The organism is Streptomyces sp. 891-h (genome assembly GCF_022760275.1).
GTDB classification, from domain to species: domain Bacteria; phylum Actinomycetota; class Actinomycetes; order Streptomycetales; family Streptomycetaceae; genus Streptomyces; species Streptomyces spirodelae.
This window is the reverse complement of the sequence record NZ_CP050693.1, coordinates 158,762-171,271: the sequence shown is the minus strand read 5'-3', so window position 1 is coordinate 171,271 and position 12,510 is coordinate 158,762. Positions and strand designations below refer to the sequence as shown.

At 68.9% G+C, this 12,510-nt stretch carries 11 protein-coding genes; 5 read left to right on the top strand and 6 right to left on the bottom strand.

What is annotated here, in order from left to right; genetic code table 11:
- Nucleotides 1-20: 20 nt before the first annotated feature.
- Both HC362_RS00820 and HC362_RS00815 read left to right on the top strand, forming a co-directional pair.
- A complete protein-coding gene (locus HC362_RS00820) occupies nt 21-776 on the top strand; it encodes an SDR family oxidoreductase (RefSeq protein WP_243081759.1) in 756 nt (251 codons plus the stop codon).
- Nucleotides 777-1,123: 347 nt separating this feature from the next.
- Entirely contained in the window at nt 1,124-2,005 is an 882-nt protein-coding gene (locus tag HC362_RS00815; protein ID WP_243081757.1) for a universal stress protein, read from the top strand.
- Between the two features lie 144 nt (nt 2,006-2,149).
- Here the strand turns inward: HC362_RS00815 and HC362_RS00810 are convergent, their stop codons facing one another.
- A complete protein-coding gene (locus HC362_RS00810; RefSeq protein ID WP_243081755.1) occupies nt 2,150-2,599 on the bottom strand; it encodes a VOC family protein in 450 nt (149 codons plus the stop codon).
- Between the two features lie 97 nt (nt 2,600-2,696).
- Between HC362_RS00810 and HC362_RS00805 the strand changes: the two genes are divergently transcribed.
- The gene (locus HC362_RS00805; RefSeq protein ID WP_243081753.1) at nt 2,697-3,272 is read left to right on the top strand and encodes a TetR family transcriptional regulator; all 576 of its coding nucleotides are present in this window, start codon (nt 2,697-2,699) and stop codon (nt 3,270-3,272) included.
- A gap of 615 nt (nt 3,273-3,887) precedes the next feature.
- On the opposite strand, the gene HC362_RS00800 is transcribed toward HC362_RS00805, so the two are convergent.
- The 4 genes from HC362_RS00800 to HC362_RS00785 all read right to left on the bottom strand — a co-directional run bounded on the left by HC362_RS00800 (nt 3,888) and on the right by HC362_RS00785 (nt 9,195).
- On the bottom strand, nt 3,888-5,420 hold the full coding sequence (locus tag HC362_RS00800) for an AbgT family transporter (protein WP_243081751.1): 1,533 nt from the start codon (nt 5,418-5,420) through the stop codon (nt 3,888-3,890).
- 253 nt (nt 5,421-5,673) lie between these two features.
- The gene (locus tag HC362_RS00795; RefSeq protein WP_243081749.1) at nt 5,674-5,895 is read right to left on the bottom strand and encodes a hypothetical protein; all 222 of its coding nucleotides are present in this window, start codon (nt 5,893-5,895) and stop codon (nt 5,674-5,676) included.
- A 152-nt stretch (nt 5,896-6,047) separates the two neighbouring features.
- A complete protein-coding gene (locus HC362_RS00790) occupies nt 6,048-7,538 on the bottom strand; it encodes an aspartate ammonia-lyase (protein ID WP_243081748.1) in 1,491 nt (496 codons plus the stop codon).
- Nucleotides 7,539-7,983: 445 nt separating this feature from the next.
- A complete protein-coding gene (locus tag HC362_RS00785) occupies nt 7,984-9,195 on the bottom strand; it encodes a M20 family metallopeptidase (protein WP_243081746.1) in 1,212 nt (403 codons plus the stop codon).
- A gap of 116 nt (nt 9,196-9,311) precedes the next feature.
- Here HC362_RS00785 and HC362_RS00780 point away from each other — a divergent pair, with 116 nt between their 5' ends.
- The gene (locus HC362_RS00780; protein ID WP_243081744.1) at nt 9,312-10,352 is read left to right on the top strand and encodes an Lrp/AsnC family transcriptional regulator; all 1,041 of its coding nucleotides are present in this window, start codon (nt 9,312-9,314) and stop codon (nt 10,350-10,352) included.
- Between the two features lie 311 nt (nt 10,353-10,663).
- Here the strand turns inward: HC362_RS00780 and HC362_RS00775 are convergent, their stop codons facing one another.
- Nucleotides 10,664-11,389, bottom strand: coding sequence for a restriction endonuclease (locus HC362_RS00775; RefSeq protein ID WP_243081743.1), 726 nt, complete (start codon nt 11,387-11,389; stop codon nt 10,664-10,666).
- 488 nt (nt 11,390-11,877) lie between these two features.
- Here HC362_RS00775 and HC362_RS00770 point away from each other — a divergent pair, with 488 nt between their 5' ends.
- Nucleotides 11,878-12,486, top strand: a complete 609-nt coding sequence (locus HC362_RS00770; protein WP_243081741.1) for a dihydrofolate reductase family protein — start codon at nt 11,878-11,880, stop codon at nt 12,484-12,486.
- Nucleotides 12,487-12,510 lie beyond the last annotated feature (24 nt).

Sequence of the window (12,510 nt, the reverse complement as noted above, 5' to 3'; positions counted from 1 at the left end):
GAGTCGATGAGGTGAGAAGAATGAGCAAGCCACTCACGGGCAAGGTCGCCTTGGTCACCGGGGGATCGCGCGGACTGGGAGCCGCGACCGTACGACTGCTGGCCGAACAGGGAGCCGACGTCGCCTTCACCTACGTCAGCTCCGAGGAGCGCGCGCAGACTGTCGTCGACGAGGCGCGCGACAAGGGAGCGAAGGCCGTCGCCTTCAAGTCCGACCAGGCGGACATGAGCCGGGCGCCGGCGCTGATCGACGATGTGGTCACGCACTTCGGAGGCCTGGACATCCTCGTCAACAACGCGGCGATCTCGGTGGAGCAGGGCCGCACGGTGGACGACCCGGACGCCGACACCGCCGCACTGGACCGGATGCACGCCACCAACTACCTCGGTGTGATCGCCGTCATCCGGGCCGCCTCCCGAGTGCTGCGCGCGGGCGGCCGCATCATCACGGTGAGTTCCGGACTTGGTTCCCGGGTCGGCGTCCCCGGCCTTGCCGACTACTCGGCGACCAAGTCAGGGATCGAGAGGTACACCATGGGGGTCGCACGGGACCTCGGACCGCGGGACATCACGGCCAACGTCGTGGAGGCCGGACTGATGGAAGGCGGCATGGACGGGCCGGGCCCCGAGACCCTCGAGGCCCTGGTCAGCTCGCTGTCCCTGCAACGCGTGGGTCGACCCGAAGAAGTCGCCGCAGCGATAGCCTTCCTCGCGAGCCCCGCCGCGTCATACGTCACGGGCGCGGTGCTGGACGCCCACGGCGGCTACAACGCCTGAATCGGAACCCGTGCCACGCGCCCCGAAGGACATCGCGCCCTCGGGGCGCCCACCGCCGACTCCCTCCGGTGAAAGGACGCGGGCGCCGACACTGGTCCGTCGCCGGTCGACCGGCCGAGAAGACAGGCGGCAAGCCCAGGCCGTGGCCGAGCAGACCATGGTGCTCGGGCATCCTGGCCTGCCCAGGCACGGGTCGACGCCCGGTGCCGTGCCCGGCTTGTTCGTACTGGCAGGCCAAGTGGCCCTCCCGGGGCGGCCTGATGGCCCCTGGCCCCCGGGCCGAGCGAAGCCGAGGCTGGGGCAAGAGACGGCCACTGGCCGGCAGCGTTCCGGGACAGGAGTGGGAAATGAGTGACCCAGTGATCGTCGGGGTGGACGGTTCCGCCTCCAGCCTTGAGGCGGTCGACGTCGCGGCCCGCGAGGCGTACCTGCGCGGGGTGCCTCTGCGGATCGTGCACGCCTTCGGCCACGCGCCCGGGCACCTGCCAGGCGACGCACCTGCGTGGAGCCCGGCCGACCACGGCCTGGAGCCGATGGTGCACGGGGTGGTGGCACGCGCCGAGGAGCGGGCGCACGCGGCAGCGCCGGACATCGAGATCACCCGTTCGGTGGTGGCCGGTGAGGCGCTGGAGGTGCTGGAGATCGAGTCGCGGTCGGCGGCGCTGGCGGTGGTCGGCAGCCGGGGCCTGTCCGGCTTCGCCGGCCTGCTACTGGGATCGACAGCGGTGCACCTGGCCGCACACGGCCGCTGCCCGCTCATGGTCGTGCGGGGCCGTCCTGATCCGACCGGTCCGGTCGTGGTGGCCGTGGACGGCTCGAAGGCCGGGCAGGCGGCGGTGCAGTTCGCGTTCGCCGAGGCCGCGCTGCGCAAGGCACCCCTGGTGGCGCTGCACGTGTGGAACACCTGGAGCGAACGCGCCTACGAAGGTCCCGGCGACCCCCTGACCGCTGTAGTGGCCGATGCCGACGATCTCCGCGAGGCCGAGCAGCGCCTGCTGGACGAGACCGTGGCCTGCCTGCAGGAAGACTTCCCCCAGCTTGCGGTGGAGCGACGCCTGGTGCGCTCCCGGATCCGTCCCGCCCTCATCGACGCGAGCCGCTCGGCGCAGCTGGTAGTGACCGGCGCGAGGGGGCGCGGTGGCTTCACCGGGCTGCTGCTCGGCTCGGTCAGCCAGGCTCTGCTCCACCACGCCCACTGCGCCGTCACCGTCGTCCGCGGCGAGGAGTGACCATGTCTCCGCAGCCCTCCACCAGTGCGATCCCGGAGGCGTGACCCGGACGGAAGCGGTGACGGAGTCAACCGGCCCTGCCGCCGCGTAGGGAGGCCCTGCGGCTGCGAGCGGCTCCGGCCCCCCAAGGCTCTGCAATGGGTGTCAGACGCTGGTGTACCGGGCGGCGTACTCCTCGCTGGGCGGGATGATGGTGATGACGTCAATCAGCACACCGTCCGGGGCGGCGATGATGAAGTGGCGTTGGCCGAACTCTTCCGTGCGCAGTGGCAGTACTTCGGGCAGGCCCGCCTCGACCACGAGCCGCTGGTGCTCTGAGTCGACGTCGTCCACCTCGAAGTTCAGCAGCAAGCCCCCCTGGAGAGCGGCCCGGTGCCCTTGGGGGACGGTCGGGTGGGCGTGGTCGAGGAGGGCCAGCTCGTACTCCGGGGCGTCAGGGCGGCGCAGACTGACGTACCAATCCGCCTCGAAGGTGACTTCGAACCTGAAGTGGCGGGTGTAGAAGTCGCGGGAGGCCGCCACGTCCCGGCTGGCGAGCACCGGGTAGAAGCCGCCGAGCTTGATCCTGGGCGTGGTCGTGAGTTCGTTCGTCATGGCAGAAGTCCTCCGGCTTCATTTCGCATACCCGCGGTATGTGAATCGGAACGTTAACATACCCTCAGTACGCGAAAGGGGAAGGGCGGTGGGCTCGATGGTGGTCAGCCGAGCGGAGCAGCGGGCGGCAACGCGGCAAGCGCTGCTCGCCGAAGGGCGGCGGCGGTTCGCCGCCGACGGGTACCACCACGTGGTGCTGGCGGAGGTGGCGCGGGCCGCCGGCGTCACCAAGGGAGCCGCCTATCACCACTTCGACAGCAAGGCCGGGCTCTTCCGGGCCGTCGTCTGCGAGGTGCAGCAGGAACTGGGCGAGCGGGTCGCGACCGAAGCCGAACGGCACGAGGACCTCTGGGAGCAACTCCGGGCCGGCTGCCGGGCCTTCCTGGCCGCGGGAACCGACCCGGCGGTCCGACAGATTCTCCTGGTCGACGCGCCGACCGTGTTGGGCTGGGACGAGTGGCGCGCCATGGACGAGGAGTCCTCCGCCCGGCATCTCGCGGACGCCCTGACGGCGCTGGCCGAAGCGGGGATCATCGCCGATCAACCGGTGGAGCCACTGGCCCGGTTGCTCTCGGGGGCGATGAACGAGGCCGCGCTCTGGATCGCGCGGGGCGGGGACCCGCGGGCCGGGGAGCAGGCGCTCGACCGGCTCCTGGTGGGGCTGCGCACCTGACCCGGACCGGTGCCGCATCCATTCCCCGTACCGGTCGGCCGCTGAGGCACGGCTTGTTCACCTGCCCGGCACGCACGGCCGCCGGAGACCTCGCCGCTCGAGGGGACCGGCGGCTCCCAGCGGTCCGTGTGTGAGGACCTGCTTCCCGTGCCGGGGTCTGGCCGGTCTGGTGACATCGGGGTGTGAATGGGATCGCCGCAGGAGTGACCGATGCGGTGAACACGTCGGTGAGCAGGTGGCGGATCTCTGGGACAGTCGGGGACGATCGGGTCGCTACTGCGGTCGGGGGAGACGCGAGTTTTCGAACAGGGCCAGACCGCGGACTACGCGCCGCTGCGCACCACGACTCCTGGGGAAGGCGCCTCGCACGGCGTGCTCTACCGCGTCGTCGTCCACGCGGAGCCGGGCTGGACGACCTCCCGGGCGAGCTGCAGGAGCTGGTGACCGGGTGTGTGGCCAAGCTGCGTCGCTTGCCGCAGCGCCCACCATGACGGCCCGGCCGGGTGGGCCCGCAGAACCCTACGCCGCCGCCTGGCCGCCGGCGTAGGCGACGGCGTAGGCGACGGCCAGGAACAGCGCCGAGGTAGAAGGGAGATGTTTCAGATTGGTGGAGACCTACAGCGAGAGGGTCTCACCCGGGCCGATGGGGATTCCGAGGAGTACCCAGGCCACGAAGAGGAGCATCCAGCCGACGTAGAAGGCAACGGTGAAGGGCAGAACGAGAGCGAAGAGGGTTCCCAGGCCCGCCCGTTTGTCGTACTGCTGGATGAAGCCGAGCATGATGGCGACGTAGGGGCTGAGCGGGACGAGGCAGTTCGTCGAGGAGTCGGCGATTCGGTAGGCGAGCTGCGTGTATGCGGGGTTGACCTCCTGGAGCATGAACATCGGCACGAAGATCGGCGCTTCGATGGCCCAGAGCCCTGAACCGCTGGCGATGAGCAGGCTCAATACCAGTGTGATCAGGCTGAGGCCGATGAGTCCGGCCAGGCCCGAGATGTCCAGGCTTTCCATCAGTTCCGCGCCGTTGACGGCGACCCACAGGCCGAGTCTGCTCCAGTCGAAGTAGGCGATGGCCTGTGCGGCCGCGAAGATCAGTACGAGGAAGCCGCCCAGGTTCTTCGCTGCTTCCGCCATGTATGTGGGCACGTCGCCGCTGCTGCGCAGCGCGTTCACGGTGATGCCGTAGGCCACCGCGCCCACGACGAACAGCAGAAAGAGCAGCGGGACGATGCCGTGCAGCAGTGGCGACTCCACCAGAGCGCCGCCCTTGCCGCGCAGTGGCGAGTTCGGCAGTGCTACCACCGCGGTGACCACGGCCACGTACCCGAGGGTCGCCAGTAGGGCATTGCGCAGGCCGCGGCGCTGCTCGGGTGTCAACTGCGACTGCTCCAGCGCGTTCGAGTCGTCGTCGCCCTGGTAGGCGCCGAGGCGGGGTTCCACGATCTTCTCGGTGACGAGCACCCCGATGAGGGTGAGGGTCACCACCGAGGCGACCATGAAGTACCAGTTGGCGACCGGCGAGACCGCCGTTCCCGAGTCCACGATGCCCGCGGCCTCCGTGGAGATCCCGGACAGGAGCACGTCGGTGCCGGCGATGAAGAAGTTGGCCGAGAACCCGGCCCCCGCGGCTGTGAAGCCTGCGGCGAGTCCGGCGAGCGGGTGCCGGCCCACCGCGCGGAACACGAGCGCGGCCAGGGGAGGGATGATGATGAACGCGGCGTCCGAGGCCAGGTTCCCACAGATGCCGGTGAGGAAGACGGCGGCGGTGACCAGGCGCGGTGGAGCCGCCAGGATCACGCGCTTTACCGCCGATTCGATCAGTCCCACCTGTTGGGCCAGCCCGATGCCCAGCATCATGACCACCACGAGTCCCAGGGGCGGGAACTCGACGAAGTTGTCCAGTGCGGACGTCAGCATGTACACGAGACCGTCGCCGGAGAGCAGGCTGCGGACGGGCTCCGTCTTACCGCTCTCCGGGTCCTCGACGGTGACACCGAAAAGGTTGGTGACGCCGGAGACAGCGATGATCAGTAGGGCGAGGTAGACGAACAAGATGAACGGATGGGGGAGCTTGTTGCCGACCCGCTCGATGCCACCGAGCAAGTTGCCGGAGACACCGCTGAAGCGATTTCTCAGTCTGAGCGGCACGGGGGAACCTTCACTTTCGGATGCGCGATCGCTCGCGGGCTTCCGGAGGGCACACCGGATCCGCTGAGCGGGGCGAGTTCGGGGAGAGTTCGGGAGAGGGGGGAGCGGACGCCGCGCCGTCAGGTTCTGCGCGGGGGACAGGCGCCGTCGAGGTCCGTACCGTCAAGGGCCGGTGGGTGTGGTCGTTTGACCCGGGTGTGGGGTGTGACCTCGGTCCAATGGACCGTCCGCGGGTGTGTGGTGCCGGGCCCTCTCAGAGCAGTCCGGCATCGCGTACGGTGATCGTGAGAGCCTTGGTGTCTGCGCAGGCGCCGCGGCGGTGCCGGATGGCTGCCTGGGCGAGGGCGTCGGTGAGGGCATCGGCGAGGATGCTGTCCCGCGCACAGGTTTCGCTGGGGCGGCTGTAGACGAATGTGTGCACGCCGCGGGTACCGTCGGGGGCGATCGTCGGGATGTGCACCTCCCACCTGAGCATGGTTTCCACCTCCGTGTGCGATCCGTAGGACCGACGACGGTCCGGTTCTGGGGGAGCGGATCGGCTGTTTGTGTTCAGTGTGGGATCACACGTATGCAGTCCGCTGAATTGGGCATTTTGCGTCACTCTCTGATGACTTCTGCAGGATGCGTTCAGTAATCCGCTTGTGTGGGCGCGGGGGAGCCGGGCCGGCGACCGACGGTCAGCTTCTGTGAGGTGTTGTCGCAGCTCTCCGGCCGGCGGATCTCCGCCCGGGCCAGGGCTTCAGGCTGGAGAATCCGGTCCAGTTCTGCTGAGCTGAGCAGAGCGCGTTCCACGACGATATCGGGGATGGAGCGCCCTGCGGCGAGAGCCTCTTGCGCGACCGCGGTCGCCTGCTCGTATCCGATGTGCCTCGTGAGTGCGGTGACGATGCCGATCGTGTTGCGTACTGTGCTTCGCAGGTGGTCGCGGTTGGCGGTGATGCCAACGACGCAGCGGTCTGCGAGGGCCAGGCACCCGGCGCCGAGCTGGGTGAGGCTCTGGAACATGCTGTGAGCGATGACCGGCTCGAAGGCGTTCAGCTGAAGCTGCCCGGCCTCTGCGGCGAGGGTGACGGTGACGTCGTTGCCGATGACGTTGAAGGCGATCTGGTTGACCACCTCGGGGATCACCGGATTGACCTTGCCCGGCATGATGCTGGAGCCGGCCTGCACAGCGGGAATGTTGATCTCACCGAGACCCGCTCGCGGTCCGGACGACAGTAGGCGCAGGTCGTTGCAGATCTTGGAGAGTTTGACAGCGATGCGCTTGAGGACGCCGGAGAGTTGGACGAACGCGCCCACGTCCTGGGTGGCCTCCACCAGGTCGGGGGCGGTGCGCAGCGGCAGCCCTGTGATGTCGCCGAGATGCCGACAGGCCAGTGTGGCGTAGCGCGGAGCGGCGTTGAGGGCGGTACCGACGGCGGTGCCGCCGAGGTTGATCTCGCATATCAGCTCGCATGCCTCGGCCAGCCGTAGCTCGTCCTCTCTGAGCGTGACCGCATAGGCCCCGAATTCCTGACCGAGTGTCATCGGTACGGCGTCCTGCAGTTGTGTGCGGCCGGTCTTGACCACATCGGCGAATTCCTCGCCTTTGCTCTCGAAGGCCGACCGCAGGGTCGCCATGGCCTCCAGCAGCCGGTTCGCTGCCCAGTGCAGGGCCACTTTGACGGCCGTGGGGTAGGCATCGTTGGTGCTCTGCCCCGCGTTGACATCGTCCAGCGGATGCAGATGGGCGTGGTCGCCGCGCAGGTGGCCCAGGTACTCAAGGGCGCGGTTGGCGATGACCTCGTTGGCGTTCATGTTGGTGGACGTGCCTGCGCCGCCCTGGATGACGTCCACGAGGAACTGGTCGTGCAGCCTCCCGGCGCGGATCTCCTCACAGGCCGCGATGATCGCTGCGGCCTTGCGGGCGTCGAGGATGCCGAGGTCGCGGTTGGCCATGGCGGCGGCTTGTTTGACAGCGGCCAGGGCATTGATCAGGTCGGGGTGGGACGAGATGGCGGTACCAGTGATCGGGAAGTTCTGCACGGCCCTGAGTGTGTGGATGCCGTAGTAAGCGGCGCAGGGCACGGCGTGGTCTCCGAGGAGATCGTGTTCGGTGCGGAAAGGGTCGTCCGCCATGGGCGTGTCTCCTGACGTCGGGCGGGAGGTGGGCAAGGGCCGGCAGCCAGCAGCGGCGGTGCGGTCGCGCGGGACGAGGGCACTTCGTCCTGCGAGCAGGGAAGGTGACGCGAGCGGGGGACCTGCTCCAGCGCTTCGGTGTGCCTCTGGGGCCTGGTGAGGGTGACGAGGCCCCAGCCAGGAGCAGGGCGGTGGTATGCCCGGTGAAGCGGTCCCGGCCTTCGTGACTCGTGAGCCAGGCCAGAAGCAGGGCACACTGCCGCCGTACAGGGCGACGGCGTACGACGGCACGTCGGTGCCCGCTCCAGCCCCGCTCGGCCAGGCACCCCAGCACGGGGTGGCCACCAGCCTGCTGTCCTTTCGTGCCGCTCTGTTTCGAACGGGCTCTCACCGGACCACACAGCCGGGCAGACCCCGAGCGCGGTGACGAGGAGTGCACACGCGCTCAGCCGGTTGTGCCGGTGGGGCCGGCGGCGAGGCGGCGCACGGCGAGTTCCGCGTAGAGGGCGGAACCGTCCGGCAGGACGGTCTCGTCGAAGACCACGTGTGGTGAGTGGTTGTACGGGACCTTGTCGAGGTCGGCTTCCGGCGGGCAAGCTCCGAGAATGGCCAAGGTCCCTGGTACCTGCTCGAGGACGCGGGAGAAGTCCTCCGCGCCGGTGAGGGGGTGGGCCAGCGCCTGGAACCGGTGCTCGCCGAATACCTCACGCACGGTTGAGGCGACGAAGCCGACCTCACGTTGGTCATTGACGGTCACCGGATAGCGACTCGCGAATTGCACCTCGGCATGGAGTCCGTGAGCCGAGGCGATCGACCGGACCAGAGCGACCGCGGCCTCACCGATCCGGTCCTGTGCCGCTGCGGAGAAAGTCCGCACTGTGGCTTCGAACCGGACACTCTCTGGGATGACGTTGCGGCGGGTACCCGCGTGGAATGACCCGACAGTGAGCACCACGGGGTCGAACGGGTCGGTGGTACGGGTGACCATCGTCTGCAGGGCGGTCACGATCTCACACGCCGCTGGAAGGGGGTCCTTGGCCTGATGCGGGGCCGAGCCATGGCCGCCGACACCGTGGACGGCGACGTTCAGGTCGTTGGTCGCTGCCATGGTCGGACCGCTGCGAGCGGTGAACAGACCGCCGGGGAACCCGGTGGTGAACACATGCAGCGCATAGGCGGCGACCGGTCGTCGGCCAGCAGCTTCCAGGACCCCCTCGTTGATCATCACGCCGGCGCCGTCGCATCCTTCCTCGCCCGGCTGGAACATGAACACCACGTCTCCAGCCAGGTCTTCTCGGCGGGCCGCCAGCAGGTGTGCGGCGCCCACCAGCATCGCGGTGTGCAGATCGTGCCCACATGCGTGCATGACGCCTTCCACCTTCGAGGCGAATTCCAGCCCCGTTTCCTCGGCCACGGGCAGCGCGTCCATGTCGGCCCGCAGCAACACCACCGGGCCCGGCCGACCACCCCGCAACACCGCGATCACCGAAGACAGCCCGGTGCCGGTGGAGATCTCCAGCGGCAGGCCGTCCAGCGCGGCCAGCACCTTCTCCTGCGTCCGCGGAAGAAGCAGTCCGACCTCGGGCTCGCTGTGCAGGCTGCGACGCAACCGGACCAGCTCATCACTCAAATACTTCGCGTCTGTATAGATGGTCATCTCAACGAATGCACCTCCTACGCTGGGAAAAGGCCTTGGCCAGCGACCACTCAAGGGTGGACGCGTGAGCGGAAGCGATGCTGAAATAGAAGAAAAGAGCCAGGCGGTGACGCCGTATGCAGGATTCGTTCAACCTGACTGAAACTGACATCTCGCTGATCAACGTGCTGCAGGTCGCGCCCCGGGCAACCTGGCTCGAAGTCGGCAGGGTGCTGGACATCAACCCGGTCACGGCGGCCAGGCGCTGGCAGCGGCTCTCGGAGGACGGCCTGGCCTGGGTGACCGCCTACCCGAAGCTGTCAGTGTGGGCAGAGGGCAACTGTCTGGCCTTCATCGAGGTGGACTGCGAACCGAGCACCCGCCACCGAGCGGTCGAAGCCCTCATGCACGTGCCCCAGGTCGCCTCCATTTCACAAGTCGGCAGCGGACGCGACCTGTTTCTCATCGCCTTGTTCCCGGATCTGCAATCACTGTCGAGATTCATGCTCGACTACGTCAGCCAGCTCACCGGAGTACGTGGAACGCGCACCCACACCGCGACCCGCTTCTACAGCGAAGCCAGCCGTTGGCGACTCCACGCCCTCACCTCCGCCCAGCAGACCCATCTGGCCCGACATGCCCCCTCAACCGTCGTCGACGCAGGGCCACTGCCGGATTCCTGTCACGACCTCGTGCTGCGACTCGGGGCCGATGGCCGACGGACTGCGGCCGAGCTGGCGAAGCTCACATCAATGAGCGTTTCGACCGCCCGGAGGCGTTTGGAGCGCCTCATCCGGGGCGGGCTGGTGACCTGCCGCTGTGAGGTGGCCGAGGTCATCAGCGGCTGGCCTGTCATCGCCCACTTCTGGGCGCGTATCCCGCCGCAGGACTTGGAGACCACCGCCAGGGCCCTGGTAACCCTCCCGGAGATCCGCATGTGTGCGGCGATGACCGGAACGGACAATCTCATTTTCATCGTCTGGCTCCACTCCCTGGGAGACAGCCAGCGGCTCGAGGAGAGTCTCGCCAAACGCTTCCCCACTCTCGAGCTGACCGAGCGCGCGGTGGTTCTGCGCATGACCAAACGCATGGGGTGGCTCCTCGACGACCTCGGCCGTGCCACCAGCGTCGTCCCGATCGACCCGTGGGCCGGTATGCCGCAAGACCTGCTGGCATGACCGCAGAGCGGCGCCGCCCCTCTCTGGGCGCACTCGCGCGGCGCCGGCCTGCCGCCCTTCCTACGCCCCAGTGCAAACCGGCCCAGGGCCCCTCGAACCAGATCTCGCCCCTTTTTCGGGCACGAGGGTGGCGGCGGTGCGCAGCATGGGCACGGCCTGCTCGCTGATCAGCCCCCCCTTGACCGGTGCGCGGCCCCCCGTTCGGCCCGCACTGGGTGCCCCTCGGTGTCGAGCTGAGAGACGAACGGTCGCGGACGGCACGGTGAAGGGCTGGCACCGGTCGGTGTCAGCCCCCTCACTACTGGGCCGGGTCAGTGCGCCGGCCGCCGCGGTGGCGGAATCTTCGGCAACAGTTCCCACAGCGGCCAGGAACCCGCTGCCCACCGGGCGAGCATGTGGCGGTCGACCAAGTGCATCTGCTGGTCGCCGGCGAAGGGGACCGCGTCCCGGGTGAAGCGTCCGTTGGTGAGCATCACCACCACGTCCGCCTTGTGCACCGGCCGTGCCGTCCCGTTGAGCCGCTGCAGGTCCGGGGTGCCGATGGCCGCGCCGGCCAGACCGTCACGGCGGTGCTTGCACTGGATCACCCACCGCCGCCCCGCAGGGTCCGTTGCGATGACATCCGCGCCCTTGTCTCCCCGGCCCCCGGTGCGTAGCGCGTCCCGGCAGCCGTCCCGGAGGAGCAAGTCGCGGACCGCGTGCTCGAACTCCGCGTGGCCCAGCATGTCCAGCCGCCCCACCTGGAAGCGCAGTCCCTGAGCCCGTGCCGCCTCCCATCGCCGCCGCTGCACCTGCTGCTGCCACCACACCGCCCCGGTACCACCGGCCAGTACCCCTGCCAGGACCAGCACCCACCAGTGAACGAGGAGCCACTGCACCAGCGCGACGACCAGGCTCACGCCGACCACGACGACCACCCCGACTGTCAGCAGCTTCTCCTCCTCCTTGCTGCCCCGCCTGCGCCGACGACGGACCGGAGCCCTCCGGGCCGTGGCCTTCCGCGCTGAGCCCTTCCGGTTCGGTCGCCGCCCGCTCACCTGCCGCTCCCGGGCTGTGGCGGCTCTCCGGTGGGGAACGTGATCCGGAGTATCGGCGTCTCCACCCCACGGGGAGCCGCAGGAGCCGCTCCCACCACCGGCCCGCCCAGGACCGGGGCTGCCCTGGTGTGCGCTCGTACCGGAGCCCCTTCCCTGCGCGTGTACGCACGGACGTCAACCACATGCCCTCCCAGGTGAGTTCAGCGTCCCCGCCCACTCACCAGTGCAGCACGACCCACTGACAGCCCGTATCGGAGCGATCATGGGAAGTGATCAGATGGGGAGGCTCAGAGCGCAACAGGGTTCACTCCGTTCCGGCCCCTGAGTGCCTGCGGAGCACCTGCGATCAGGCGGACGCCGGGCAGGAGCGGGGCTCCCGATGAGTTCCTGGTACGCAGGCGGTCGGTAGGGAGAAGCATGAAGCCGAGACCGAGCAGCCTGGCAATGCGCTCGGCCCGTCCATTCCGTCACAGCAGGAGGACCCGATCGTGTCCCGTTCCGTGCTCTACATGTCCATGTCGCTCGACGGCTTCATCGCCGGTCCCGATGACGGCCCCGGGAACGGCCTCGGCACCGGTGGCGAGCAGCTGCACGCGTGGCTGTTCGACGGCGACCACGAGGCCCGCGGCGGAGTCGCCCTACCGGCCATCCGGACCGACGCGGCCAGCCTTACGGTGGTCAACGAGATGCTGGCCACCGGCGCCGTGCTGACGGGCCGGCGCACCTTCGACGCGGCCGGCGGCTGGGGCGGCGACCACCACGACGGCGTCCACATCGAGGTGTTCACCCGCTCCGAGGCTGGTGACGAAGCCGTCCAGGGCCCCAATGTCCGCTACGCCACCGACGGCATCGAGGCAGCCATGGCGCGGGCCAAGGAGGCCGCCGGGGAGCGCAACGTACTGGTCCACGGGGCGACGACGGCACAGTTGGCGCTGCAGGCCGGGGTGCTGGACGAGCTCGAGATCCATCAGGTCCCCGTACTGCTCGGTGCCGGCCGGTCGCTGTTCGGTGCGCTGGGCACGCCCCACCAGCTCAACCTCGTACGCGTCATCGACGCTCCAGGGGTCACGCATCTGCGCTACCGCGTGGTCGGCTGAGCACCTGGGCGCCGCCGTCGCCGA

Coding starts and splice junctions, on each gene's coding strand:
- HC362_RS00820 (WP_243081759.1), top strand. CDS start 21: ATGAGCAAGCCACTCACGGGCAAGGTCGCCTTGGTCACCGGGGGATCG.
- HC362_RS00815 (WP_243081757.1), top strand. CDS start 1,124: ATGAGTGACCCAGTGATCGTCGGGGTGGACGGTTCCGCCTCCAGCCTT.
- HC362_RS00810 (WP_243081755.1), bottom strand. CDS start 2,599: ATGACGAACGAACTCACGACCACGCCCAGGATCAAGCTCGGCGGCTTC.
- HC362_RS00805 (WP_243081753.1), top strand. CDS start 2,697: ATGGTGGTCAGCCGAGCGGAGCAGCGGGCGGCAACGCGGCAAGCGCTG.
- HC362_RS00795 (WP_243081749.1), bottom strand. CDS start 5,895: ATGCTCAGGTGGGAGGTGCACATCCCGACGATCGCCCCCGACGGTACC.
- HC362_RS00790 (WP_243081748.1), bottom strand. CDS start 7,538: ATGGCGGACGACCCTTTCCGCACCGAACACGATCTCCTCGGAGACCAC.
- HC362_RS00785 (WP_243081746.1), bottom strand. CDS start 9,195: ATGACCATCTATACAGACGCGAAGTATTTGAGTGATGAGCTGGTCCGG.
- HC362_RS00780 (WP_243081744.1), top strand. CDS start 9,312: ATGCAGGATTCGTTCAACCTGACTGAAACTGACATCTCGCTGATCAAC.